This is a genomic window from Streptoverticillium olivoreticuli subsp. olivoreticuli (genome assembly GCF_003391135.1).
GTDB lineage: Bacteria > Actinomycetota > Actinomycetes > Streptomycetales > Streptomycetaceae > Streptomyces > Streptomyces blastmyceticus.
Map to the genome: position 1 here is coordinate 6,926,489 of NZ_CP031455.1, position 25,091 is coordinate 6,951,579.

Here is a 25,091-nt window from a genome sequence, read left to right on the forward strand (position 1 = left end):
CGGCATGCCACGGCCCCGACGCATCGTTCTCATCCGACACGGGGAGTCGGTGGGCAACGTCGACGACACCGTCTATGAACGGGAGCCCGACCACGCCCTCAGCCTGACCGAAAGGGGGCGCGGGCAGGCCCGGGAAGCGGGCACCCACCTGCGTGAGCTCTTCGGGGACGAGCAGGTGTCCGCCTACGTCTCCCCCTACCGCCGCACGCACCAGACCTTCCACGCCCTGGGGCTCGACCCGGGCCGGGTGCGGGTCCGCGAGGAGCCGCGCCTGCGCGAGCAGGACTGGGGAAACTGGCAGGACCCCGCCGACGTGCGCCGCCAGAAGGCCTATCGGGACGCCTACGGCCACTTCTTCTACCGCTTCGCCCAGGGCGAGTCGGGGGCCGACGTCTACGACCGCGTCGGGGCCTTCCTGGAGAGCCTGTGGCGAAGCTTCGAGGACCCCGGCCACCCGCCGAACGTCCTGCTGGTCACCCATGGGCTGACCATGAGGCTGTTCTGCATGCGGTGGCTGCACTGGACCGTCGCCGAATTCGAATGCCTGTCGAACCCGGGCAACGGGGAGACCCGTGCCCTGGTCCTCGGCACCGACGGCCGCTACCACCTGGACCGGCCGTTCGAGCGCTGGTGCACCCCCGAACCGTACGGCTTCACCGGTTAGAGTTCGCTGCGATGACCGCTGACCGATTCCACCGAGCCCTGGGGAGCCTGCGCGGGCTGGCCCTGGGTGACGCCCTCGGATCCCAGTTCTTCGTCCCCGCCAACTATCCGTCCCTCAAGCGCCGCGAACTGCCGCCCGCCCCCTGGCAGTGGACCGACGACACCGAAATGGCCTGTTCGGTGCTGGCCGTCCTCGCCGAGCACGGCCGCATCGACCAGGACGCCCTCGCGCGCTCCTTCGCCGAGCACCACGACCTCGACCGCGGCTACGGCCCGGCGGTCAACCGCATGCTGCGCCTGATCAGGGAAGGCGGCGACTGGCGGGAGCTGGCCGCCGCCCTGTTCAACGGCCAGGGCTCCTGGGGCAACGGCGCCGCCATGCGGGTCGCCCCGCTCGGCGCCTGGTACGCGGACGACCCGGAACAGGCGACGCACCAGGCCGAGATCTCCGCGTACACCACCCACCAGCACCGCGAGGCCGTGGCCGGGACCATGGCGGTGGCCGCCGCCGCGGCGATCGCCGCGACGCCCACCGGCCCCGTCGCCGCCGAGGCGCTCCTGGACGGAGTGATCGCGCTCGTACCGCGCAGCGCCGTCCAGGCCGGGCTGAGGCGCGCACGCGACATGCTCGACTACGGCGACGCGCACACCGTCGCCGCGGTCCTCGGCTGCGGACGCCGCACCAGCGCCCATGACACCGTGCCCTTCGCGCTGTGGGCCGCCGCCCGCAACCTCGCGTCCTACGAGACCGCCTTCTGGACGACCGCGCAGGTGGGCGGCGACGTGGACACCACCTGCGCCATCGTCGGGGGAGTGGTCGCGGCGGGCGGGCGGGGCGCACCGCCCGCGGGCTGGCTGGAGGCCGCCGAGGCGCTTCCCGCGTGGCTGCCTGCCGCTGTGAGCTGACCGGACAGAAAGAAGAGACGAAAAGAGGAGGGGGCGGGGCTACTCGGGCCGGGGCCGGGGGCGTACGCTTGCTGGCGCCATGCCGTACGAACCGCCTACCCACACCGTCGAGCGCTCCTTGCGCGCCACGACCGGAGCCAAGGTCGTCGCCGGAGTCGACGAGGTCGGCCGCGGAGCCTGGGCCGGACCGGTCACCGTGTGCGCTGCCGTCACCGGTCTGCGTCGACCTCCCGAGGGCCTCACCGACTCCAAACTGCTTGCCCCCAAGCGGCGTACCTCGCTCGCGGGCGAGCTGGAGAGCTGGGTCACCGCCCACGCGCTCGGGCACTCCTCCCCACAGGAGATCGACGAGCTGGGAATGACGGCGGCGCTGCGACTGGCCGCCACCCGCGCCCTGGACGCCCTGCCCGTGCGACCCGACGCGGTGATCCTCGACGGGAAGCACGACTACCTCGGGGATCCCTGGAAGGTCCGCACGGTCATCAAGGGCGACCAGTCCTGCGTGGTCGTCGCCGCCGCATCCGTGATCGCCAAGGTCCGGCGCGACGCCATGATGGCCGAACTGGGCGCCGAGTGCTCCGACTTCGGCTTCGGCGACAACGCCGGATACCCCTCGCCGGTGCACCGCGCCGCCCTGGAGGCGCTGGGCCCCACCTCGTACCACCGGCTGTCCTGGTCCTATCTCGACGCGCTGCCCAGGTGGCAGCACCTCAAGCGGGTGCGCGGCACCCCTGAGGCACTTGCTCTGGAGGCCGGTGGCCAACTCGGTTTCGACTTCTGAGCGGCACCGGCCGCCACCCGCCGACGCGTCCCGCACCGGCGTTTGATAAACATCAACTCATGCCTCTCATCCCCGAGGAGCCTCAGATTCACGAGAGTGTCCCGGGTCCCCGCGCAGTTCCGGCCCCCGGCCGCGGCGCGCCGACCCCCCGTCCTGTCCCTGGCCCCGGCCCCCGTCCGGTCCCGGTGCGGCCCGGCAGCCCCGGCTCCCACCGCGGCCCGGCCCCGGTACCGTCCCCGCGTGCCGCGGTGACGGACGCCAAGGCCCCCGCCGCACCCGTCCCGGCCCCGGCGGCCGGTCCGCAGGTCCAGCTGATCCCGGCCTCCGCGCAGGGTGCGCTGGACGCCGCGGACGAGGCCGTCGACCTGCTGCTCGACACCGGCCGTGAGCCCGGCGAGATCCTGGTTCTCACCACCGGCGACCCGCACCCCTGGGCGGTGCACGAGCTGACCTTCGGCGAGTCGTCGTACTGGGCGCAGCACGACGCCCGTGACGACGTGTTCTACGCGAGCGCCGAGGCGACCCGCGCCGGACGCCGCCCGATCGTGGTCGTCGCGGTCAACGGCGGTGCGGATTCCATGGTGGACGGCGCCCTGCCCGCCGCCCTGGACCGCGCCGGTGCGCTGCTGATCGTCTGCGGTGACCCCCAGCGGGTCAACTCCCTCCTTCCGGTGGGCGTCTGAGGCACGGGCCCAGCGGTCACCCAGGCCCTGGAGGCGACGGTGACCGCGGGGTTCGTGCTCGAACCGTCGCTCGGGAGTGGCCGGTCAGCCGGCCGCTGTGCGGTGGTGCGTCCGCCGCATCTCGGAGGCTGTGCTTCCGGATGTCGGCGGCGCGGCCCGGTACACGGGTGACCGCGGGCGCCGTCCACTGCGCCCTTCGCCGAGTATCCGCCAGCCGCTCGTGGTCAGGGTGATGTACGCGCCGCAGCGCAGACCGTGCAGCGTGCACGCGTCGCGCAGGCCCCACATCCACGCACCGTCCTCTTCCGTCCAATGGGCCCCGCCCTCCCGGCAGTAGAGAAGCACGGCCGTGCGGACCGGGGTGCGGCGCCGGAGGTCGTGCGGGATCACCTGGCGCAACTGCGCGAGAAGCGCGTTGCGGAGCTCCCAGCCGTCGGCCGATGCGGGCCGTCGGGTGAAGGACGCGCTCGCGGCGAGCCGTTCATCGGGATCGAGGACGGCGACGACCGCCGTCGACGGCGCGGGCAGGTGACGCACGTGCAGACCGGTGATCAGTTCGCGTGGGTTGCGCAGCAACGGGATTCCCGCCGCGGCCCACTCGGCGGGCTCCAGCGAGCGGCCCAGCCGGGGACCGGAGTCGGCGGGTGGCGGAGCTGAGCCGAAGGCCATGATCCTCCCTTCGTCTGCGTGCCCATGGGTGGGCGCGGGCGGGCGTCGGGCAAGGGTGCGCACCGCCACGGCGGTCCGTCGGGACGCATGGGCGGGGGCGGGAGCACGTCCGATTCTCCCGGTCGTACCGGTAAGCGGCAACGATCAATTGGCGCCACTGCCCCCGCCGGGTGCTGCGCGCCCCTATCCCTGCCCAGCCGCCCTGTCCGTCACGCGCGCCTATCCCTGTACCGCCAGAACCAGCGGGAGCACGTCCTTCGCCCCCGCCCGGCGCAGCAGCCGCGCGGCCACGGCCAGCGTCCAGCCCGTGTCCGAAAGATCGTCGACGAGCAGCACGGGCCCGCCCGCCGAGGCCAGGGCCGTCGCGAGAGCCGGCGGGACGGTCAACGCCCCGTCCAGCGCCCGCAGTCGCTGGGCGCTGTTCGTGCGCGGCAGCCGGGTGTCCGCTTCCGTGTCGCGGTACTCCACCGCGCCCAGCAACGGCATCCGGCCGATGGCGGCGATGCGCTCGCCCAGCGACTGAATCAGCTTGGGCCGGGTGCGGGAGGCGAGCGTGACGACACCCACCGGCCGGGCGGTCGCGTCGGTCGCGCCGGGGGCCCAACCGCCCGGCCCCCGGGCCCAGTCGGCCAGCACGGTCACCACGGCGTCCGCCACATCGTCCGGCACGGGACCGTCCGGCGCGTTCGGGGCGAGGAGCGGCCGCAGCCGGTTGCCCCAGCCGATGTCGGACAGCCTGCCGAGGGCCCGGCCGGTCGCGGCCTGCTCCCCCGCGGGGATGCGGCCCTTGAGATCGACGCCGACCGCGGGCATGCCCGTCGGCCACATCCGCCGGGGCTCGAGCTCGACGCCCGGACGCCCCAGTTCGCCCCGCGACGCGTCCAGAGCCGTGGCGGAGACCGCGGCGGTGAACCGGGGGCCCGCGCAGTTGTCGCAGCGCCCGCAAGGGGCGGCGCCCTCGTCGTCGAGCTGTCGGCGCAGGAATTCCATCCGGCATCCCGCGGTGGTGGCGTAGTCCCGCATCGCCTGCTGCTCCGCCTCGCGCTGTCGCGCGACCCAGGCGTAGCGCTCGGCGTCGTAGGCCCACGGCCGGCCGGTCGCCGTCCAGCCGCCGCGCACCCGGTGCACCGCGCCGTCCACGTCGAGCACCTTGAGCATGGTCTCCAGGCGGGAGCGTCGCAGGTCCACCTGCGGCTCCAGGGCGGGCAGCGACACGGGGCGGTCGGACGCGGCCAGCACATCGAGGGTGCGGCGCACCTGGTCCTCGGAGGGGAAGGCGAGGGACGCGAAGTACTTCCAGATGGCCTCGTCCTCGCGGCCCGGGAGCAGCAGCACTTCCGCGTGCTCCACTCCGCGCCCGGCGCGGCCGACCTGCTGGTAGTAGGCGATCGGGGACGACGGCGACCCCAGGTGGACCACGAATCCCAGATCCGGCTTGTCGAAGCCCATGCCGAGCGCGGAGGTGGCGACCAGCGCCTTGACGCGGTTGGCGAGCAGATCCTCTTCCGCCTGCTGGCGGTCGGCGTTCTCGGTCTTGCCGGTGTAGGAGGCGACGACGTGGCCGCGGTGACGCAGGAACGCTGTCACTTCCTCGGCGGCGGCGACGGTGAGGGTGTAGATGATGCCGGAGCCCGGGAGCTCGCCGAGGTGGTCGGCGAGCCAGGCCAGCCGGTGCGCGGCGTCGGGCAGTTGCAGGACGCCGAGGCTCAGGCTCTCCCGCTCCAGCGGCCCCCGCAGGACGAGCGCCTCCTTCGAGGTCTCGCCCGTGCCCAGCTGCTCGGCGACATCGGCGGTGACACGCGCGTTGGCGGTCGCGGTCGTGGCCAGCACGGGCACGTCGGGCGGCAGATCGGCCAGCATGGTGCGCAACCGGCGGTAGTCGGGCCGGAAGTCGTGGCCCCAGTCGGAGATGCAGTGGGCCTCGTCGACGACCAGAAGGCCGGTGGCGGCGGCGAGCTTCGGCAGCACGTTGTCCCGGAAGTCGGGATTGTTGAGGCGCTCCGGCGACACGAGCAGCACGTCCACCGTGCCCGCCGCGACCTCCTCCTGGACGGTGTCCCATTCCTCGGTATTGGCGGAGTTGATCGTGCGCGCGTGGATGCCGGCCCGCGCGGCGGCCTCCACCTGGTTGCGCATCAGCGCGAGGAGCGGTGAGACGATCACCGTGGGGCCGCTGCCGCGCTCGCGCAGCAGGGCGGTCGCGACGAAATACACGGCCGACTTGCCCCAGCCGGTCCGCTGGACGACCAGCGCGCGGCGATGGTGGGCGACCAGTGCTTCGATCGCGCGCCACTGATCCTCGCGCAGTCTCGCGGCGCCCGTGGTGTCTCCGACGAGACGGGCCAGGACGGTGTCGGCCGAGGTGCGGAGGTCTTCGTTGGTCATGCCCCCATGCAACACGAGGGCACTGACATCGCGCGACCGCGACCGCGATCCTGTGGAAAACCTGGGCGGCACCGTGATCGCGGAACGCCCGGCAACCGCCGTCCACAGGATTCGTAGGACAATATGCGGCAGTTATCCACAGGGCTGGTGGGCCGTGGCGCATCCACGGGACTCTCGGGCCATGACCAAGCACAGTGACTCAGCCCACCCGTTCTCCTCGTCCGCCTCCGCCCCCGCTGGCCCTCGCGCGGAGCAGGAGGTCACCCTCCGCAGCCCTGCCGAACTCGCCGACGCGCTGCCGTACTTGCTGGGCTTCGTCCCGGACGACAGCGTCGTCATGGTCGCGCTCCACGGCGAGCGCGGCCGCTTCGGGGGCCGGCTCAGGCTCGGCATTCCCCACACCCGCGAGGAATGGCCCGACATCTGCGACCAGCTCGCCGAGACCCTCGTCACCGGAAGCAACAAGCGCGGAGCCCGCCCCGACGGCGTCGTCCTCTTCCTCTGCCAGGACCCGGCGGCGGACGAGACCGCCCGGGAGGTGATGGAGCGGCTGCGCCCGCTCGCCCGGTCCCTGCGCGACGCGTGCGGCCGGTTCGCCATGCCCGTGTACGAAGCGCTGTGCATCTCCGACGGCCGCTTCTGGTCGTACTGCTGCCCCGACCCGCGCTGCTGCCCCGCGGACGGCACACCCCTCGCGGTCCCCGGCACCTCGGTCATGGCCGCGGCCGCCACCTACGCGGGCATGGAGATGCGCGGCTCCCTCAGCCAGCTGGAAGCGCGGTACGCACCGCTCACCGGAGCCCGTGCGGAGGAGCAGGCAGAAGCGCTCGACGCCGCGGCGATGGCCCTGGTGCCCCGCATCCTCCGCGGCGCCGACTGCGAGACCGTGCGCCGGGAGACGCTGGACCTGGCCCGGTCGGTCATGAGCAGGTTCCAGGAGACCGCCCCGCTCGCCGGTCGACCGGAAGCCGACGCGCGCGACGACACCCTCCTCACCGCTCAAGAAGCGGCGGCGATCGTCATCGGGTTGCAGGACCGCGTGACGCGCGACCGCGCCGCGGAATGGATGGAGGGCCCCGGCGCCCCCGCCGCACTGCGGCTGTGGCGCGCCCTCGCCCGCCGCTGCGTGCCCCCGTACGCGGAACACGCCGCCGCCCCCGTCACCCTCGCCGGCTGGGTCGCCTGGTCGGTCGGCGACAAGCTCGAAGCCCGGGTCGCCCTGGGACGGGCTCTCCGCCTCGACCCCGAATACCTCTTCGCCCAGCTCCTCCACCGGGCCTGCAACGAGGGCCTCGACCCCGAGCCCCTGCGCCGTTGCCTCCGCGCGGAACAAGCCGACCGCGCACTGCGCCAGGCCGCCGGAGAGGAGGAGGCCCGGGGCCGGGCCGCGGCCGAGGCCAGGGCGGACGTGCCGCCCGGCTCGGGAGCGACGCGGCGCCGGTCCAGGGCGGGAAGGCCCATGGGAAACACCCGGCCCGGCGGACCGAACGGCCCCGCCGGAAGGGCGCGCACCCGGCGGACAGGGGGACAGCAGGGCGCCCACAGCCGCCAGGACCGCCCCCAGTGACCCCCACGGCAAAGCGGGCGCGGGGCCCGCACCGTGACTTCGGCGGGCCCGGCGCCGTTCATCCGGGTGGCCGCAAACGCCGTCCGTCGTCCCGGTACATGACACCCGCAGGGGAGTGCAGACAAGTGCAAGGCATCGTCCCCCATGGTCAGCCGACTCGTCGCCCCGCACCGCCCCCACGCAACGGCGTGCCCCGCGCGCTCGGCCCACAGCCCGTCCACGCGGCGCTGATCTGCGTCGCGCTGCCCGCCCTCGCCGTCTCCGGTGAGCACGGACAGATGACCGGCCAGGGCCTCGACGGGTTCTACCGAGGCGGCAGACGGCTCCTCGCCCGATGCACCGTACGGGTCGGTGGTTCCGAGCCCCTGCCCGTGCAGGGGCGACTGCTCACCGCGGACCGCGCCCGCTTCGTGGGCACCGTGCGCACCGTCGCCGACTCCGGACCCGACCCGGCCGTCACGGTCGAGCGGCTGCGCACGGCGGAGGGCGTCGAGCGCATCGTCCTGCGCAGCACCGCGGTCCGCCCCTTGAGCCTCCGGGTGGAGGTGTCCTTGGGCACCGACCTGGCCGAGCTGGGCGCCGCCGCGGCGGGTCTGGCCGGAGCCGAGGTCCCGGCCGCCGTGCACGCCTCCGGGCTGCGGTGGTCGGTGCCCGGCGCCCAGTCGGCGGTCATGGCCGACCCCCCGCCGGACGACGCCCTGGCCTCGGCGGGGCTGCTGTGCTGGGACGTCGAAGTGGCTCCGGGAAGCAGCCGGAGCATCGAGCTACGGGTGCTCGCCGAACAGCCCGGCGGAGTACGCGCACCGGAGGCTCCGGCACCCCGTGGCAGAACGGGTACGGCTCCCTGGGGCGACGCGCAGGCGGACGGGGACGACCCACGGGCCGGGGCCCTGCTCGCCGCCGCCCTGGACGATCTCCGTGCCCTGCTGGTGCGCGACCCCGGACACCCCGGTGACATCCACCTCGCCGCAGGTGTCCCCTGGCGCTGCGGTCTCGCCCCGGCCGAGGGGCTGTGGGCGGCCCGAATGACGCTGCCCCTCGGTGTCCGGCTGGCGGCGGGCACGCTGCGCACCCTGGCGCGCACCCAACTCCCCGGCCCCGGGCCGGACGGCGGACGCATCCCCGGCGCGCTGCGCCACGCGGGGGCACATCTGCCCCCGGGGTGCACGGGCATCGAGGCCACGCTGCTGTTTCCCGTCGTTCTCGCCGAGGCGAGACGGTGGGGGCTGTCCGACAGGGAGACGGAAGCACTGCTGCCCGCCGCCGAGCGGTGTCTGGAGTGGCTGCGTACGGCAGTGGGTGAGGGCCGATACCTCGCCGACCCCCTGCCCCGGGGCCCGTACCGCTGCGAAGTGCAGGCGCACGCGCACCGGGCCGCCCTCCTGGGCGCGGATCTGCTGGAGACGTGCGGGCGGCCCGGGGCGGAGAGCTGGCGGAGCTGGGCCGCCGGACTGCGCCGACGGTTCCGCGAGGACTTCTGGGTGGAGGATCCGGGCGGTGGCCGCCCGGCCGCCGCCCTCACCCCTCAGGGACAGCGGATACCGCACCTGGGGAGCGCCGCCGCGCACCTCCTCGACACGGGCCTGCTCGGAGCCGGGGCCCATGCCCCGGGACTCCTCGACAAGGTGCAGACCGAACAACTGGCGCGGCTCCTCGGCGGCCCCGCCCTCGACTCCGGCTGGGGCTTGCGCAGCCTGGGGGCGAAGGAGCCCGGACACAATCCGTTCGGGCACCGCAGCGGCGCCGTGCGTGTCCACGAGACCGCCGTGGCCGTCTCCGGGCTCGCGGCAGCGGGCTACGAGAGGGAAGCGGGCGCGCTGCTGCGAGGGGTGATCGACGCGGCCGAGGCGTTCGGCCACCGCCTGCCGGAGATGTACGCGGGGGAGCAGCGCACCACCGGCAGCACGCCGCTGCCGCACCCGGCGGCCTGTCGGCCAGCCGCTGTCGCCGCGGCGGGCGCGGTCCAGCTGCTGACCGCGCTCGCCGGGGTGCGGCCCGATGTCCCGGCCGGGTCCGTGGCGGTCCGGCCGCTGCACACGGCGCCGCTCGGTGCCGTGCGGTTCACCGGGTTGCGCATCGCCGAGCAGCCGTTCGCCGTACGGATCAGCAGAATGGGGCTCGGCATGGTCGAGGAAGCCCCCGACGGCCTGCAGCTCGGGGTGTGAAGGTGGCGCGCGCGAGGCTGTCCGAGGGGGCGCATGCGGTCCGCCAACAAGACCCTGTTTATCGTCAAGCAGACGACTATGATCGCGTCATGCCCTACGACCCGTCGGCCTTTCCGCCCTTCGCTGTCACCGTCGACCTGGTCGTGCTCACCGTGCGCCGTCACGCGCTGTGTGCCCTGGCCGTCCGCCGGGGCGAGTCTCCGTACCAGGGCCGCTGGGCACTGCCGGGCGGGTTCGTCCGGGGCGACGAAGACCTGGCGACCGCCGCCGCCCGGGAGCTGGCCGAGGAGACGGGGCTGCACGCCCACGACCCGGCGGGGCCCGTGCTCCCCAACGCCGCCCATCTCGAACAGCTCGCCACCTATGGCGATCCCAAGCGCGACCCTCGTATGAGGGTGGTCAGCGTGGCGCACCTCGCGCTGGCCCCCGACCTGCCCGCCCCGCGGGCCGGCGGCGACGCGCACAGCGTGCGCTGGGCGCCCGTGGAGGATCTGCTCGACCAGGAGGTCGGTTACGGCCGCGAAGGCGAGCAGGCGGCCCCGCTCGCCTTCGATCACGCCCGCATCCTCGCGGACGGCGTCGAGCGCGCGCGTTCCAAGATCGAATACTCCTCGCTGGCCACCGCCTTCTGCCCACAGGAGTTCACCGTCGGCGAGCTGCGCCGGGTCTACGAGGCGGTGTGGGGCGTCGCTCTGGACCCGCGCAACTTCCACCGCAAGGTGACGGGCACCCCTGGCTTCCTGGTGCCCACGGGAGGCACGACGACCCGTCAGGGCGGTCGCCCGGCGCAGCTCTTCCAGGCCGGCGGGGCCACGCTGCTCAACCCGCCCATGCTGCGGCCGGAGGCGTAGGGCAGGGGCGCTCCCGTGGCGGGACACGACCGGGTCGACCGCCGACATTGCGGATCAAATCGGGCGTATCGGGTTACGGTGCTGCCGTACGTCCCAGCGACTTCGCGCGCTGTGTGATCCCCCTCGGATCCGCCCGGCTCCGGGTCGCCCCGGGCCGGTCGTCAGCCGCGCCGCCGAGCCGTCTCACGCCCTGCGGGAGAAGCCATGATCCAGGCCATCGGACTGACGAGCGCCCCCCGCCGCGACCAGCCTCCCGCCGTCGACGACATCACCTTCGAGGCCCGCCCCGGGCGGGTGACCGTCCTGCTCGGGGCGGAAGGGGCGGGCAAGACCAGCGCCCTGCGGCTCATGCTGCGACTCGACCCGGGCCGCGGTGTCGCCCTTTTCCGTGGCCGTACCCTTGACCGCGTCGCCCACCCCATGCGGGAGATCGGGGTGCTCCTCGGCGACGTCCCCGGCCATCCCGCCCGCACCGCCCGGAACCACCTGCGGATGCTCAGTGCCGCGGCCGGCGTGCCCGTGCGCCGCGCCGACGACGTGCTGGAGGTCGTGGGGCTGACCGGCCTCGCCGACCAGCGCCTCGATGCCTTCTCCCGGGGCATGGACCGCCGTCTCGGCCTTGCCGCGGCGCTGCTCGGCGATCCGCACACCCTGGTCCTCGACGAGCCGGCGCGCGAGCTCTCGCCCCGCGAGACCGCCTGGCTCCACGGAGTGCTGCGCGGCTTCGCGGAGCAGGGTGGTGCCGTCCTCGTCACCTCCCGCGACGCCTCCGAGGCGGCCCGCATCGCCCACCAGGTCGTCACCATCGGCCAGGGGCGCCTCGTCGCCGACCAGACGGCCGCCGCCTTCGCCCGCACCCGGCTGCGGCCCCGTGTCGCGGTCCGCTCGCCGCTCGCGCCCCGCCTCGCCCATCTCCTGGAGGCCGAGGCCGACACCGTGGCCGTGCCCCCGGGCGAGCCGCCCATGGAAGTCGTGCACGAGGGCGGCGGCAGGCTCTCGGTCTACGGCAGCAGCTGCGCCGCCGTCGGGGAGGCCGCGTACCGGCACGGCATCCTCGTCCACCGTCTGACCGAGGAGACCGGTGACACCGGTGACACCGGTGACACCGGTGACACCGGGCCCGTGTCCCCGCTGCACCGCGCCGACGGCCGACGCGCCGGCCCTGCGGGCGCCGGGGCGGCGGCGCGAGAGGCTCCACCCGTCGACACGGCCGGAGAGCCACCGGGCGAACAGGGCGCCGAAGCGTCCGGCCCGACCGTCCGGCCCGTCACCGTGCCCCGCCCGCTGCCGCGCCTCCCCGCTCCCGACCCGGCCTGGCCGCTGCGGTACGAACTGCGCCGCGCCACAGGGGCCCCGACCGGCTGGACCGTGTCGGCCGTGACGCTCGCCGCCTCGCTCCTCGCCGCGGTGCTGCTGGCCCGTACCGGCGCCCCGGAGCCACGCCTGTTCACCGGCTGGCCCGACTTGCTGCCCCTGCCTCCGGCGGCCTTCGGCGCCGGGCTCATCGGAGCGCTCTCTTTCGGCCAGGAGTTCCGCTATCCCGCGCTGGCGCCGGACCAGGGCACTGTCCCGCGCCGCCTCGGGCTGCTCGGAGCCAAACTCGCGGTCACCGGCGCCGCCGCCGTGCTGCTCGCGCTCGTCGCGGTGGTGCTCGACGTGGTCATGGTGCGGCTGCTCTACGGCGACGACGCGGTCGTCGCCCCCACCGGATGGGCCGTCGGTCTGGCGGGCTGCGCCTGCCTGACCCTCGGCTGCGCGTGGGCCGGTCTTCTGGCCGGCGGGCTGTTCCGCTCCACCGCGCTGGGACTGGTCGCGGTGCTGGCGGTGCCGACACTCGTGATGCCGGTCCTCGGCAGTGTGCTGGCCGAGCCCGCGGCCCGGTCGCTCATCGGGCTTCCGGAGCGGTTGCGCGCGGCCGCCGTGGTCCAGTGGCCGTCCGAGATGGACACCGGGATCTCGGCGGCCCTGCGGCTGGTGTCCCAGCCGGTCGGCTGGGCGCTCGCGCTGTCGCTGGCGGGACTGCTCGGCGCGTACGTCCTCACCGTGTTCCGGGGCAGGCCGAGATGAGGGCGCGCGCCCGGGTGCTCACGCCGCCGCGCTCACGCTCCGGAATCCAAGCCGGTGGCAGGCGCCGAAGTCGTCACTCTCCGCATTCGCGCCACCCTGGAGAGTGCCCGGTTCTGTCCATTTGGGCGTCAATTGTGAGGTAATGGGCGATCACCCTTTCGTGTGCTTTTCACCAAAGACCTCAAGGGACTTCGAGGTGTCGCCGACAAAGGAGGCGTGAGTACCCTTGCGCACACCATGATGACCGCGGCTCGCCCCGCCGACACCGGCCTCGCCGGCCCGGGCGAGCTTGACCGTTACCCCTACGCGGAGACCCCAGGGGTCGACCGCGGGGCCCCGCCCGCCTGGGACGGTGAGGCGGAGCTGAGCCGAGCCGGCCGCCGCGCGGCCGGCAGTCGCGGCCGAGGACTGCACGGCCAGCTCGTGCAGCAGCTCGGCCAGATGATCGTCTCCGGCGATCTGGGAGCCGACCGCCCGCTCGTCCCCGAGGAGATCGGGCAGCGGTTCGAGGTCTCCCGCACCGTCGTCCGCGAGTCCCTGCGCGTCCTCGAGGCCAAGGGCCTGGTCAGCGCCCGCCCCAACGTCGGCACCCGGGTCCGTCCCGTCAGCGACTGGAACCTCCTCGACCCCGACATCATCGAGTGGCGGGCCTTCGGCCCCCAGCGCGACGACCAGCGCCGCGAGCTCTGCGAGCTCCGCTGGACCATCGAGCCGCTCGCGGCGCGACTCGCCGCCGGGCACGGACGCGAGGACGTCCAGCAGCGCCTCGCCGACATGGCCGAGATCATGGGCCACGCGCTGGCGCAGGGTGACTCGCTCACCTTCTCGCGCGCCGACGCCGAGTTCCACTCGCTGCTGCTCCAGGTCGCGGGCAACCGCATGCTGGAGCACCTCGCGGGCATCGTCTCCTCCGCCCTGCACGTCTCGGGCGCGCCTTCGGGCGGCTGCGACCGTCCCACGGAAGCGGGTGTGGGTCATCACCTCCGGATCGTCGACGCCGTGGGCGCGGGGGATGCCGCCGGGGCCGAGGCCGCGATGCGTCAACTGCTCGTCGCCCACCCGGACGTCGAGCGCGTGGTGCCGGCGCCCCGCGAGCACTGACCGCGCGGAAGAGCGGAACGGCACCGGCGGGTCGCACGGACGGGCCGCATGCGCGAGACCGTGGACACGGCTCGCGCGTACGGCCGCACGTCCGGTCGCACGCGCGAGCCGTTGTGGACGAACGGCACATGGCGCCCCCGGAACTCGGGCGGGGGCGCATCGGGGTGTTCTGTCCACTTGAGTGGCCTTCCATCCCTTATGGGGTGTGACTCGGGCCACGAGGATTGGGCGTAACGCTCTTTGAGGCAGTGCGATGACTAAAGAGGTGGTAGCCGCGGAAGGAATACGGGCCTCGTTCGAGGCGCTGTGTCCCTCTGCATTCATCACCCGCGCCGCCGGTTCATCCTTGCCGGCGGTCGTCGGAACCGGTCCTCGTCCAGAGGGGGCCGGGACCGAAAGCCGTTTCCATCGTTCCGAGAGGTTGTTCGTGTCGGCCAGCACATCCCGTACGCTCCCGCCGGAGATCGCCGAATCCGAGTCTCTGATGGCGCTCATCGAGCAGGGAAAGGCCGAGGGGCAGATCGCCGGCGACGACGTGCGTCGGGCCTTCGAGGCTGACCAGATTCCGCCAACCCAGTGGAAGAATGTTCTGCGCAGCCTCAACCAGGTCCTCGACGAGGAGGGTGTGACGCTGATGGTCAGTGCCGCCGAGGCGCCCAAGCGCACCCGCAAGAGCGTCGCAGCGAAGAGCCCGGCGAAGCGCACCGCCACCAAGGCCGTGGCGTCCAAGACGGTCACGGCACGGCAGACCGCGTCCGCGACGTCCACCACGGACGCGTACGGCGACGGTGACGACGCCGTGGGCTCGCCCGTGAAGAAGGCCGCCACCAAGAAGACGGCGGCGAAGAAGACGGTGGCCAAGAAGGCCGCCACCAAGAAGACGGCGGCGAAGAAGACCGCCTCCAAGAAGGACGCCGACGAGCTGCTCGACGACGACCTCGTCGACGAGACCCCCACCCCGGGCAAGGGCGGCGAGGACGAGGACGAGACCGGCGAGAACAAGGGCTTCGTCCTGTCCGACGAGGACGAGGACGACGCGCCCGCGCAGCAGGTCGCGGTGGCCGGTGCCACCGCCGACCCGGTCAAGGACTACCTCAAGCAGATCGGCAAGGTCCCCCTCCTCAACGCCGAGCAGGAGGTCGAGCTCGCCAAGCGCATCGAGGCGGGTCTGTTTGCCGAGGACAAGCTGGCGAACTCCGACAAGCTCGCTCCCAAGCTCAAGCGCGAGCTGGAGATCATCGCCGAGGACGGGCGCCGCGCCAAGAACCACCTGCTGGAGGCCAACCTCCGACTGGTGGTCTCCCTGGCCAAGCGCTACACCGGCCGCGGCATGCTCTTCCTGGACCTCATCCAGGAGGGCAACCTCGGTCTGATCCGCGCCGTCGAGAAGTTCGACTACACCAAGGGTTACAAGTTCTCGACGTATGCGACCTGGTGGATCCGCCAGGCCATCACGCGCGCGATGGCCGACCAGGCCCGCACCATCCGTATCCCGGTGCACATGGTCGAGGTCATCAACAAGCTCGCGCGTGTCCAGCGCCAGATGCTCCAGGACCTGGGCCGCGAGCCCACCCCGGAGGAGCTGGCCAAGGAGCTCGACATGACCCCTGAGAAGGTCATCGAGGTCCAGAAGTACGGCCGTGAGCCGATCTCCCTCCACACCCCCCTGGGTGAGGACGGCGACAGCGAGTTCGGTGACCTCATCGAGGACTCCGAGGCGGTCGTGCCCGCGGACGCCGTCAGCTTCACCCTGCTCCAGGAGCAGCTGCACTCCGTCCTGGACACGCTCAGCGAGCGCGAGGCGGGCGTCGTCTCGATGCGCTTCGGTCTCACCGACGGTCAGCCGAAGACCCTCGACGAGATCGGCAAGGTCTACGGGGTGACGCGTGAGCGCATCCGTCAGATCGAGTCGAAGACGATGTCGAAGCTGCGCCACCCGTCCCGTTCCCAGGTCCTCCGGGACTACCTGGACTGACGGACGGAAACAACCGAATCAGCAGGTCCCGAAGGCCCGGCCCTCTCTTGTGGAGGAGCCGGGCCTTCGGGCTTCCCCGGGGGCCCGGTGCGAATTCGGAGTACGGCCGTCCGGCTTCGGGATGCGGTGATCGCCGCGCGGGTTGACCCTGGGTGTGCAAGGAACTCCGCACCGTCAGGAGACCGCATGCGTTCCCTGAGCTATCCGCTGGCCGGCGCCATCGCGCTGCTGCTCGCGGCCCCTGCTCCGGCAGCGGCGGACCGGGTGATCGTCGGGGGACAGTCGGTGCGGGCCTCGGAGGCGCCCTGGGCCGTGGCCCTGGCGAGCCGCCAGCGGTTCGGGCCCGCCCGGTCGGGGCAGTTCTGCGGCGGCGTCGTGGTGGGGCCCAGGACGGTCGTCACGGCGGCGCACTGTCTGAGCCATGAAGTGCTCGGCATGGATGTGAGCGAGGCGAAGGACCTCCGGATCATCACCGGCAGGGACGATCTGCGGGGAGTGGGCGGGGCCGAGCTGGAGCTCCGCGACACCTGGGTCAATCCCGGATACGACGCCGGGACCAACGCGGGCGACGTCGCCGTACTCACCCTGAAGGAGCCGGTGCCGGGAGGCCGCGCCATCCCGATGGCGCAGTCGGGCGATCCGGTCTACCGGACGGGCACGCCGGCCATGGTCTACGGATGGGGCGACGTGTACGGCGACGGCACCTATTCGGAGACCCTCCGTACGGCCAGGCTGCTGGTGCTGGACGACGCCCTGTGCGAGCGGGCCTACCCGGGGAGCGCGGAGGGGGTCTACCGCAAGGGTTCGATGCTGTGCGGCGGACTGCCGGACGGCGGCAAGGACGCCTGCCAGGGCGACAGCGGCGGGCCGCTGGTCGCGCGGGGGCGGCTGATCGGGCTGGTCTCCTGGGGCAGCGGTTGCGCCCAGAAGGGCCACCCAGGGGTCTATACGCGCATCTCGGCGGTCAAGCCATTGGTGGCGGCACGTGTGACCGAGAGCGCGAAGCAGACCGTGCCACCCGCCGCCCAGGCGGTCGAGCCGCCCGTACGGACCGCGCCGCCGGAGCCGGAGCGGATCGCCCCTCCGGTGCAGCTGCCTCCGATCGCCCAGCAGCTCGTGTCGCGGGCTGTCCCGCGAGGTGTGCGGCACGGGCCCAGGGCGCGGCCGAGAAGGCCGTGGTGAGCGCCGTGAGGGCGTATGGAGGCATGTCCGCCCACCGCCGTGGGTGCCGCGGCGGTGCGGCCGAGCACACGAGAGCGGGCGACCTCCCCCGTGGGGGTGGCCGCCCGCGGCTGCCCGGCCCTGGATGGCCGGACCTCGCTCGTCGTCGGATGCGATGTGTCAGCGTTCCATTGCGGACTCAACGGTCCTCGTCGGACGCGGACGCCGGAGAGGCGGTGAGCCGCTCCGTCTCGTCCTGTATCTCCGCGGCGATCTTCTTGAGTTCTGGCTCGAACTTACGCCCATGGTGGGCGCAGAAGAGCAGTTCGCCGCCGCTCATGAGAACGACGCGCAGGTAAGCCTGAGCGCCGCACCGGTCGCAGCGGTCAGCGGCCGTCAGCGGGCTCGCGGGGGTCAGAACAGTAGTCACGTCGCCTCTTCTCTAGCTCGACGAGCTGTCGTACCAGGGTCAACATCCAACCAGGCCGAAAACGTTCCCGCTCGTGGCTTTTCCTCGAAAGTTCCTTCCGAGTGGGCCGGATCTTGACGGTTGGCGGCGAATGAGCCGTATTGCGTGGGCTTACGGTTTCACGTCGCTGGGGGTCTTTGGTCCTCCCCGGCCGGCTTGCCGGGTTGTTCTTGAGGACGTGCCCGGAGCCTAAATGGTTCATGCCTCCAATGGAACGTGATGTGCACGTCACTCCATCGAGTCATCGAACGCGTGATCGACTCTGGACTAGCATGGGCATTCCTACGGGTGGCTGCGCAAAGGCTCTACCAGGCCTCGGTACCCTCTGAACGGCGACCGAGCCATGACCGCGCCCGACCGGGGCCAAAAAGAAATTCAGCGAGGAGCGAACCGCGTGACCGCCGATATGTCCGTGCCGTCCACTGCGTTGCTGACCGGGGCAGACCGGGACGGATCCAACTACACCGCGCGGCACCTGCTCGTCCTCGAGGGTCTTGAGGCCGTCCGCAAGCGCCCCGGTATGTATATCGGCTCCACTGACAGCCGCGGTCTGATGCACTGCCTCTGGGAGATCATCGACAATTCCGTCGACGAGGCCCTGGGCGGATTCTGCGACCTCATCGAGGTGATCCTCCACGACGACGGCTCGGTGGAGGTCCGGGACAACGGCCGCGGCATCCCCGTGGACGTCGAGCCCAAGACCGGGCTGTCCGGTGTCGAGGTCGTGATGACCAAGCTGCACGCGGGCGGCAAGTTCGGCGGCGGTTCGTACGCCGCCTCCGGTGGTCTGCACGGCGTGGGCGCCTCCGTGGTCAACGCGCTCTCCGCGCGACTGGACGTGGAGGTGGACCGCAACAGCCGCACCCACGCGATCAGCTTCCGGCGCGGCGTCCCCGGCATCTTCACCGAGTCCGGCCCGGACGCACCGTTCGATCCGGCCAACGGCCTCCTCAAGGGCAAGAAGGTCCCCAAGGCCCGCACCGGCACCCGTGTCCGCTACTGGGCGGACCGCCAGATCTTCCTCAAGGACGCGAAGCTCTCCCTGGAGACGCTGTACGGGCGTGCCCGGCAGACCGCGTTCCTCGTGCCGGGGCTCACCATCGTCGTCCGCGACGAGCGCGGCCTCGACGGTGCGGACAGCACCGAGGAGACGTTCCGCTACGACGGCGGCATCAGCGAGTTCTGCGAGTACCTCGCGCAGGACAAGGCCGTGTGCGACGTGCTGCGGCTGACCGGCCAGGGCACCTTCAAGGAGACCGTCCCGGTCCTCGACGACCGCGGGCACATGACCCCGACCGAGGTCACCCGCGAGCTCGGCGTGGACATCGCCCTCCGCTGGGGCACGGGCTACGACGCGGCGGTCAAGTCCTTCGTCAACATCATCGCCACCCCCAAGGGCGGCACGCATGTGACCGGATTCGAGCGCTCGATCACCAAGACGGTCAACGAGGTGCTCCGGTCCTCGAAGCTCCTGCGGGTCGCGGAGGACGACGTCGTCAAGGACGACGCCATGGAGGGCCTCACCGCCGTCGTGACCGTCCGCCTGGCCGAGCCGCAGTTCGAGGGCCAGACCAAGGAGGTCCTGGGCACCTCGGCCGCGACCCGGATCGTGGCGAACGTGGTCGCCAAGGAGCTCAAGGCGTTCCTCACCTCCACCAAGCGCGACGCCAAGCAGCAGGCGCGGGCCGTCATGGAGAAGATCGTCGCGGCGGCCCGTACGCGCATCGCCGCCCGGCAGCACAAGGAGGCCCAGCGGCGGAAGACGGCACTGGAGTCCTCCTCGCTGCCGGCCAAGCTCGCCGACTGCCGCAGTGACGACGTCGAGCGCAGCGAGCTGTTCATCGTCGAGGGCGACTCGGCGCTCGGCACGGCGAAGCTGGCGCGGAACTCCGAGTTCCAGGCGCTGCTCCCGATCCGCGGCAAGATCCTCAACGTTCAGAAGTCGTCGGTCTCCGACATGCTCAAGAACGCCGAGTGCGGCGCGATCATCCAGGTGATAGGGGCGGGGTCCGGCCGGACCTTCGACATCGACGCGGCGCGCTACGGGAAGGTAATCTTCCTCGCCGACGCCGATGTGGACGGCGCGCACATCCGCTGCCTGCTGCTGACCCTCTTCCAGCGCTACATGCGGCCCATGGTGGAGGAGGGGCGGGTCTTCTCGGCGGTGCCTCCGCTGCACCGGGTGGAGCTGACCCACCCCAAGAAGGGGCAGGACAAGTACATCTACACCTACTCCGACAGTGAGCTGCGGCAGACGTTGCTGGAGCTGGACCGGAAGAACGTCCGCTACAAGGACGGCATCCAGCGCTACAAGGGCCTCGGCGAGATGGACGCCGACCAGCTCGCGGAGACCACGATGGACCCGCGCCACCGCACGCTGCGGCGGATCAACATCACCGACCTGGAGGCGGCGGAGCGCGCCTTCGACCTCCTGATGGGCAATGAGGTCGCTCCGCGCAAGGAGTTCATCACCAACTCCGCGGCCACGCTGGACCGCTCGCGCATCGACGCCTGACGGGCCGTCACCCGGCGATCGCCGCCCGCTCGTCCGGAGGCGAGCCGTGCCGTCGTGGTCCGGCGGCGACGCGCCGTATCGGGAGGTCCGTGCGCCGGAGCGGGCCTCCACCCCCGGGTGGAGAGTGATCTCCACCCGGGATCCACCCCGAAGCCCACCCGTGGTCCGATCCCGGTCGGGAGCCGGATCCGTAGCGTCGGATGCGTCGAATCGTTCGCGTCCATCCGCGCTCCACGGAGGCTGTCCCCATGTCCGGCTTTTCCGATCTCGTAGTGATCGTCGCGGTCTGCGCGATCGTGCTCGCCCGGCAGACGAGGCCGCGCAAGGTGGCCGCCGGCGCCGGACGCTGGTGGGTCCTGCCCGCGGCGCTCGCCTTCATGGCCGTCCGGCAGCCGGGGCTGATCGACACCGGGCATCGCGCGGAGTCCGTGGGCCTGCTGGTCGGCGGGGTGCTGGCCGGGCTCGCAACCGGCGCCGCGTGGGCCTGGACCACCCGAATATGGTTCGACGAGTCCGGGGCGCTCTGGGCCCAAGGCGGCAAGGTCACGCTCGCGATATGGCTCGGCGGGGTGGCCCTGCGCGTCGCGCTCTATGGTCTGGGCGCGCTGGTCGGGGTCCACCAGGGCGGCGGCGCGGCGATGGTGACCATCGCGGCCATGCTCCTCGCCCGTTCCGGCGTGCTGGCCCACCGGGCTCAGGGCTTTCGCCCGGCGTACGGTGTCCCTGCCGGTGGCTGAGTCTTACGTCGCGGCGGAAGGACCCCAAGTGCCGATCGAGAACTGGACCGAGTGGCCCGCCCGCGAGGCGCTCTCCCGGATGGGGGTGCCGCTGCGGCGCCAGATCATGAGCTGGGTGGTGCGGCTCGGTCTGCTGGGCCTGCTCCTGTGGGGCGTGCTGCAGGACCATGTGCTGCACGGGTGGGGGTTCGCCGCCCTGGCCCTCGGCCTGCTGGTCTGCGTCGCCGGGATCCGGATCTACGTCGGCACGACGCTCGCCCAGCGGCTGTGGCCGTCGCTGGGGGTGCTGGGGGTGCTGTACGGGGTGGGTACGGGCTCCCAGCTGGCGGGGGTGCACACGCCCGCGGCCGTGCTCTGGAGCGTCTGCGCGATCATCGCCATGGAGCGGCTCCCGATGCTGTACGGAGTGGCCGTCTCCGCGGTCGCCATGGGGTCGTACGCCCTGGCGAGCCCGGACAACCCGACGGTGGTCGTCCTGACGGCGCTGGGGCTGCCCGTCGTCGGATACGCGCTGCGGCTGGACGAGGAGGCGCGGGGGGCGGGGTTCCGGCTGCTGGCCCAGGAGCGGGCGGCCCGCCGGGCGGAGGCCGAGTCGGCGGCGCTCGCCGAACGGGCCCGGATCGCCCGGGAGATCCATGACGTGCTCGCCCACAGCCTCTCCGCGCAGATGGTGCACCTGGAGGCGGCACGGCTGCTCATCGAGAAGGGGGAGGGCCGGCAGCGGATCCTGGAGCAGGTGGTGGCGGCCCGGGGCATGGCGCGCGAGGGGCTGGCCGAGACCCGGCAGGCGCTCTCCGCCCTGCGTGGCGAGATGTCCCGAATCGAGGACTTCCTGCGGGAGTCGGCCGCCTCCGAGGGGGCATGCCTGGAGGTGGCGGGGGAGCCGCGGAGCCTGTCGGCCGAGGCCGGGCTGACGGTGCGCAGGGTCACTCAGGAGGCCCTGACCAATGTCCGCAAGCACGCGCCCGGCGCCAGGGTGGAGATGAGATTCACCTATCTGGAGGGAGAGGTGGAGCTGTGGGTCCGTGACAGGGGCGGGCACGCGGATGCCGGAGATCTCGTGGTGTCCGGCGCCGGGTACGGTCTGCTGGGGATGCGCGAGCGCGCCGAACTGCTCGGCGGCACGCTGGAGGCCGGACCGGCCGGACCTGAGCAGGAGGGCTTTGTGGTGCGTTTGCGGGTGCCGGCGTGAGGGGTGGCGGGATCGGCGGCGGTGAGGCGTCCGGCGCGGGGGGCCGGGCCCGGCCCGAGGGCGCGGCGGATGCCGGTGGCGGAGAAGAGACGGGGAGCCCGGGCCGTGCGGGGGCACGTGGTGGCGGTGGCGACGCGGTGGCGCGGGTCGTGGTCGCCGACGACCAGACCGTGGTGCGCGAGGGCATCGTGATGCTGCTCGGGCTGCTGCCGGGGATCGAGGTCGTGGGGGCGGCGGCCGACGGCCATGAGGCGGTGCGCCTGGTGGCCGCGCACTCTCCCGACGTGGTGCTGATGGACCTTCGGATGCCGCGCTGCGACGGGGTGGAGGCGACGCGGCGCATCCGGGACGAGTATCCGTCGACGCAGGTCGTGGTCCTGACCACCTATGCCGATGACGACTCGCTCTTCCCCGCCCTGCGGGCCGGGGCGCGCGGGTATCTCACCAAGGACGCCGGCGGGGAGGAGATCGTGCGGGCGGTGCGGCATGTGATGTCGGGGGAGGCGGGGCTCTCGCCCAATGTGCAGCGCCGGTTGCTGGAGCGGCTCTCCGGGCCCGAGGCGGAGGGCTCTCCGGCTCGGGCGGCCGCTGCCGGATCTCCCCTCCGCGAGCCCGTCCCCGGCGTGGCGCCGCGCCGGGAGTTGCCGGACGGGCTGACGGCGCGTGAGGCGGAGGTGCTGTCCCTGGTCGCCGAGGGGCTGTCCAACGCGGAGATCGCCCGTCGGCTGCACGTCAGCACGGCGACGGTCAAGACGCACATCAACAACCTCTTCGCCAAGACCGGGGTGCGGGACCGCGCGCAGGCCGTGCGGTACGCGTTCCGCCACGGGATCGTGATCCCGCCCGGTCCACGGCGGAGTTGACGGAAGATCAGGTGCCGGGGGGGCTTGTATTCCGTTCAGCGGGCCGTCCAGGCGTAGCGGTGTTCCGGGCGGCCGGTCTCGCCGTACTTGAGGGTGAGGCGGAGTCTGCCGGACTCCTCCAGGCGCTTGAGGTAGCGCTGTGCGGTGGAGCGGCTCAGGCCCGCGCGGTCGGCGACCTCGTGGGCCGACAGGGGCCGTACCGCGTCCGAGAGCACCCGGCGGATCAGTTCGGCGGTCGGCGCGGAGTGCCCCTTCGGCATGGGGACGCTGGTGGCCGCGGTGCGCAGGGTGCCGAAGATGCGGTCGACCTGGTCCTGGCCCGCCTCGTCCGCGTCGTCGAGGGTCCGGCGCAGCTGCGCGTACGCCTCCAGCTTCACCCGCAGCCCGGGGAAGGTGAAGGGCTTGACCAGGTACTGCAGGGCGCCGAAGCGCATCGCCGCCTGGACCGTCGCGATGTCCCGGGAGGCCGTCACCATGATCACGTCGGTGAGGTGGCCGCGCTGGCGCATCCGGCGCACCAGGGAGAGCCCCGTCTCGTCGGGCAGGAAGTGGTCCAGGAGCATCAGGTCGATGCCGCCCCGTTCGAGCACGGCCATGGCCTGGGCCGCGGTGTGGGCCTTGGCGCCGACATGGAAGCCGGGCACGCGCGCGACATACGCGGCGTTGATCTCGGCGACCCGGAAGTCGTCGTCCACCACCAGGACTTCGATCATTTACTTCACCCCTTCGAGTGAGCGCACTGCTTCGGGCAACTCCACGGTGAACACCGCGCCGCCACCGTCCCGTTCACTTGCCCGAGCCGAGCCTCCATAGCGTTCGGCCAGTCTTCTGACGAGGGAGAGTCCGAGCCCGCGGCGGCGGTGCGGGGGCGATTCCTTGGTGGACCAGCCGTCGGCGAAGACGCGTTCGCGGTCGGCGGCGGGCACCCCGGGCCCGTTGTCGGCGACGTGCACGACCAGGGCGGCTCCCACCGTCCGCAGCTCCACTTCCACGAACGGCTCGCCGCCGGTCCGGCCCGCGGCCGCGTCCAGCGCGTTGTCCACGAGATTGCCGAGGACGGTGACCAGGTCGCGGGGGTCGACCACCCGGTCAGGCAGCCGGGTCCGCGGGCTCACCCGCAGCGCCACGCCGCGCTCCGCCGCCACCGCGCTCTTGCCCACCAACAGCGCGCCGACCAGCGGATCGTGCACCCGCTCGGCGACCTGCTCGGCCGTGGCCCGGTGCGCGCCCGTCACCTCCGCCAGGAACTCGGCGGCCTCCTCGTACAGCCCCAGCTCCAGCAGCCCGATCAGGGTGTGCAGCCGGTTGGCGTGCTCGTGGTCCTGGGCGCGCAGCGCGTCGGTCAGGCCGCGGGTGCCGTCGAGCTCCCGGCGGAGCTGCTCCAGTTCGGTGCGGTCGCGCAGGGTCGCCACGGTGCCCCCGTCGGCGGTGTCCATCCGGTTGGCGACCAGGACCCGCCCGTCCCGGACGGTGAGCAGGTCCGTGCCCGCCACCCGCCCCGCCAGTACGTCCGTGGTCCGGCCGGGCGGCAGGACGCTGTCGAGCGGCTGCCCGGTGGCGTCCGGTCCGAGCCCGAGCAGCCGCTGGGCCTCGTCGTTGACGAGCCGCACGCGGCCCCGCCGGTCGAGGGCGACGACGCCCTCGCGGATGCCGTGCAGCATGGCCTCGCGCTCGTCCAGCAGGGCGGAGATCTCGGTGAGTTCGATGCCGCGGGTGCGCTTGCGCAGCCGCCGGGAGACGGCGAGCGCCGCCAGCGCCCCGGCCCCGAGTGCGGCACCGGCGTACAGCAGGATGCCCGGCACCGCGTGCACCAGCAGCGCGTGCACGTTGTCGTAGGCGATGCCGACGGAGACGGCCCCGACGACGGCGCCCTCGGCGTCGCGCAACGGCACCTTGCCGCGTGCCGAGCGGCCGAGCGTGCCCTGGGCGATGCCCTTCCACTCCTTTCCGCTCAGGGCCGTGCGGGGGTCGCTGCTCACCTGCTCGCCGATCCGCGCGGGCGAGGGGTGGGAGTAGCGGATGCCCCGGGCGTCGACGATCACCACATAGCTCGCGCCCGTGGCCAGCCGGATGCGTTCGGCGGCGGCCTGCACGGGCCCCTGGGGGGTGGGCCGTCCGGTCAGCAGCGCGTCGGCCATGGCGGGCTGGGCGGCGGTGGCCTGCGCGATGGCCAGCGCCCGCCGCTCGGCCTGGTCGTCCAGCTGGGCGCCGAGGGGCGCGAGGAAGAGCCCGGCGGCGAGCCCGGTGACACCGGTGATGATCAGCAGCTGGACGAGCAGCACCTGGGCGAAGACGCGGCGGGGCCACCGGGGGCGCATAGGGGTCCCTTTCGTCTCGTCCT

19 protein-coding genes and 1 pseudogene are annotated in these 25,091 nt (G+C 72.8%); 15 read left to right on the top strand and 5 right to left on the bottom strand.

Features of this window, described 5'->3' with window-relative positions; all coding sequences use genetic code 11:
* Positions 1-4: 4 nt before the first annotated feature.
* The 4 genes from DXZ73_RS30785 to DXZ73_RS30800 all read left to right on the top strand — a co-directional run bounded on the left by DXZ73_RS30785 (position 5) and on the right by DXZ73_RS30800 (position 3,033).
* Positions 5-664: a histidine phosphatase family protein gene (locus tag DXZ73_RS30785; protein WP_116214257.1), complete on the top strand. Its 660-nt coding sequence runs from the start codon at positions 5-7 to the stop codon at positions 662-664.
* A gap of 11 nt (positions 665-675) precedes the next feature.
* Positions 676-1,569, top strand: coding sequence for an ADP-ribosylglycohydrolase family protein (locus DXZ73_RS30790; protein ID WP_116214258.1), 894 nt, complete (start codon positions 676-678; stop codon positions 1,567-1,569).
* A 79-nt stretch (positions 1,570-1,648) separates the two neighbouring features.
* Complete coding sequence (locus DXZ73_RS30795; protein ID WP_116214259.1) at positions 1,649-2,350, top strand: ribonuclease HII; 702 nt, start codon at positions 1,649-1,651, stop codon at positions 2,348-2,350.
* Positions 2,351-2,409: 59 nt separating this feature from the next.
* Positions 2,410-3,033 (top strand): hypothetical protein, encoded by a 624-nt coding sequence (locus tag DXZ73_RS30800; RefSeq protein WP_116214260.1) that lies wholly within the window; start codon positions 2,410-2,412, stop codon positions 3,031-3,033.
* An 84-nt stretch (positions 3,034-3,117) separates the two neighbouring features.
* Here the strand turns inward: DXZ73_RS30800 and DXZ73_RS30805 are convergent, their stop codons facing one another.
* Positions 3,118-3,702 (bottom strand): hypothetical protein, encoded by a 585-nt coding sequence (locus DXZ73_RS30805; protein WP_240351554.1) that lies wholly within the window; start codon positions 3,700-3,702, stop codon positions 3,118-3,120.
* A 219-nt stretch (positions 3,703-3,921) separates the two neighbouring features.
* Entirely contained in the window at positions 3,922-6,087 is a 2,166-nt protein-coding gene (locus DXZ73_RS30810; RefSeq protein WP_116214261.1) for a RecQ family ATP-dependent DNA helicase, read from the bottom strand.
* Between the two features lie 181 nt (positions 6,088-6,268).
* On the opposite strand from DXZ73_RS30810, the gene DXZ73_RS39680 reads away from it, so the two are divergent.
* From DXZ73_RS39680 to DXZ73_RS30840, 7 genes and pseudogenes are all read left to right on the top strand, one after another.
* Positions 6,269-7,654, top strand: a complete 1,386-nt coding sequence (locus tag DXZ73_RS39680; protein ID WP_240351555.1) for a DUF4192 domain-containing protein — start codon at positions 6,269-6,271, stop codon at positions 7,652-7,654.
* 125 nt (positions 7,655-7,779) lie between these two features.
* Complete coding sequence (locus DXZ73_RS30815) at positions 7,780-9,819, top strand: glycogen debranching N-terminal domain-containing protein (protein ID WP_240351556.1); 2,040 nt, start codon at positions 7,780-7,782, stop codon at positions 9,817-9,819.
* A gap of 89 nt (positions 9,820-9,908) precedes the next feature.
* The gene (locus DXZ73_RS30820) at positions 9,909-10,670 is read left to right on the top strand and encodes an NUDIX hydrolase (RefSeq protein ID WP_116214263.1); all 762 of its coding nucleotides are present in this window, start codon (positions 9,909-9,911) and stop codon (positions 10,668-10,670) included.
* 204 nt (positions 10,671-10,874) lie between these two features.
* On the top strand, positions 10,875-12,737 hold the full coding sequence (locus DXZ73_RS30825) for an ATP-binding cassette domain-containing protein (protein WP_116214264.1): 1,863 nt from the start codon (positions 10,875-10,877) through the stop codon (positions 12,735-12,737).
* Positions 12,738-12,899: 162 nt separating this feature from the next.
* Positions 12,900-13,838: a FadR/GntR family transcriptional regulator gene (locus DXZ73_RS30830; RefSeq protein ID WP_116214265.1), complete on the top strand. Its 939-nt coding sequence runs from the start codon at positions 12,900-12,902 to the stop codon at positions 13,836-13,838.
* A 427-nt stretch (positions 13,839-14,265) separates the two neighbouring features.
* Positions 14,266-15,813 (top strand): RNA polymerase sigma factor, encoded by a 1,548-nt coding sequence (locus DXZ73_RS30835; protein WP_116215970.1) that lies wholly within the window; start codon positions 14,266-14,268, stop codon positions 15,811-15,813.
* Positions 15,814-15,999: 186 nt separating this feature from the next.
* A pseudogene (locus tag DXZ73_RS30840) lies at positions 16,000-16,797 on the top strand (serine protease); the annotation flags it as partial.
* A gap of 376 nt (positions 16,798-17,173) precedes the next feature.
* Here the strand turns inward: DXZ73_RS30840 and DXZ73_RS30845 are convergent.
* Positions 17,174-17,404: a DUF7455 domain-containing protein gene (locus DXZ73_RS30845; protein ID WP_030260793.1), complete on the bottom strand. Its 231-nt coding sequence runs from the start codon at positions 17,402-17,404 to the stop codon at positions 17,174-17,176.
* 433 nt (positions 17,405-17,837) lie between these two features.
* Between DXZ73_RS30845 and DXZ73_RS30850 the strand changes: the two genes are divergently transcribed.
* From DXZ73_RS30850 to DXZ73_RS30865, 4 genes are all read left to right on the top strand, one after another.
* Entirely contained in the window at positions 17,838-19,958 is a 2,121-nt protein-coding gene (locus DXZ73_RS30850) for a DNA gyrase/topoisomerase IV subunit B (protein ID WP_116214267.1), read from the top strand.
* Positions 19,959-20,206: 248 nt separating this feature from the next.
* The gene (locus DXZ73_RS30855; RefSeq protein ID WP_116214268.1) at positions 20,207-20,695 is read left to right on the top strand and encodes a DUF1453 domain-containing protein; all 489 of its coding nucleotides are present in this window, start codon (positions 20,207-20,209) and stop codon (positions 20,693-20,695) included.
* Between the two features lie 28 nt (positions 20,696-20,723).
* Positions 20,724-21,887 carry a sensor histidine kinase gene (locus DXZ73_RS30860; protein ID WP_240351557.1) on the top strand — a complete coding sequence of 388 codons (1,164 nt, stop codon included), beginning with the start codon at positions 20,724-20,726 and terminating at the stop codon, positions 21,885-21,887.
* Between the two features lie 137 nt (positions 21,888-22,024).
* Positions 22,025-22,750: a response regulator transcription factor gene (locus DXZ73_RS30865; protein WP_240351815.1), complete on the top strand. Its 726-nt coding sequence runs from the start codon at positions 22,025-22,027 to the stop codon at positions 22,748-22,750.
* A gap of 35 nt (positions 22,751-22,785) precedes the next feature.
* On the opposite strand, the gene DXZ73_RS30870 is transcribed toward DXZ73_RS30865, so the two are convergent.
* Both DXZ73_RS30870 and DXZ73_RS30875 read right to left on the bottom strand, forming a co-directional pair.
* The gene (locus DXZ73_RS30870; protein WP_116214269.1) at positions 22,786-23,463 is read right to left on the bottom strand and encodes a DUF7342 family protein; all 678 of its coding nucleotides are present in this window, start codon (positions 23,461-23,463) and stop codon (positions 22,786-22,788) included.
* A complete protein-coding gene (locus DXZ73_RS30875; protein ID WP_116214270.1) occupies positions 23,464-25,068 on the bottom strand; it encodes a sensor histidine kinase in 1,605 nt (534 codons plus the stop codon). It lies immediately after the preceding gene.
* Positions 25,069-25,091: the final 23 nt, after the last annotated feature.

Coding starts and splice junctions, on each gene's coding strand:
- DXZ73_RS30790 (WP_116214258.1), top strand. CDS start 676: ATGACCGCTGACCGATTCCACCGAGCCCTGGGGAGCCTGCGCGGGCTG.
- DXZ73_RS39680 (WP_240351555.1), top strand. CDS start 6,269: ATGACCAAGCACAGTGACTCAGCCCACCCGTTCTCCTCGTCCGCCTCC.
- DXZ73_RS30810 (WP_116214261.1), bottom strand. CDS start 6,087: ATGACCAACGAAGACCTCCGCACCTCGGCCGACACCGTCCTGGCCCGT.
- DXZ73_RS30800 (WP_116214260.1), top strand. CDS start 2,410: ATGCCTCTCATCCCCGAGGAGCCTCAGATTCACGAGAGTGTCCCGGGT.
- DXZ73_RS30805 (WP_240351554.1), bottom strand. CDS start 3,702: ATGGCCTTCGGCTCAGCTCCGCCACCCGCCGACTCCGGTCCCCGGCTG.
- DXZ73_RS30870 (WP_116214269.1), bottom strand. CDS start 23,463: ATGATCGAAGTCCTGGTGGTGGACGACGACTTCCGGGTCGCCGAGATC.
- DXZ73_RS30795 (WP_116214259.1), top strand. CDS start 1,649: ATGCCGTACGAACCGCCTACCCACACCGTCGAGCGCTCCTTGCGCGCC.
- DXZ73_RS30855 (WP_116214268.1), top strand. CDS start 20,207: ATGTCCGGCTTTTCCGATCTCGTAGTGATCGTCGCGGTCTGCGCGATC.
- DXZ73_RS30785 (WP_116214257.1), top strand. CDS start 5: ATGCCACGGCCCCGACGCATCGTTCTCATCCGACACGGGGAGTCGGTG.
- DXZ73_RS30820 (WP_116214263.1), top strand. CDS start 9,909: ATGCCCTACGACCCGTCGGCCTTTCCGCCCTTCGCTGTCACCGTCGAC.
- DXZ73_RS30875 (WP_116214270.1), bottom strand. CDS start 25,068: ATGCGCCCCCGGTGGCCCCGCCGCGTCTTCGCCCAGGTGCTGCTCGTC.
- DXZ73_RS30825 (WP_116214264.1), top strand. CDS start 10,875: ATGATCCAGGCCATCGGACTGACGAGCGCCCCCCGCCGCGACCAGCCT.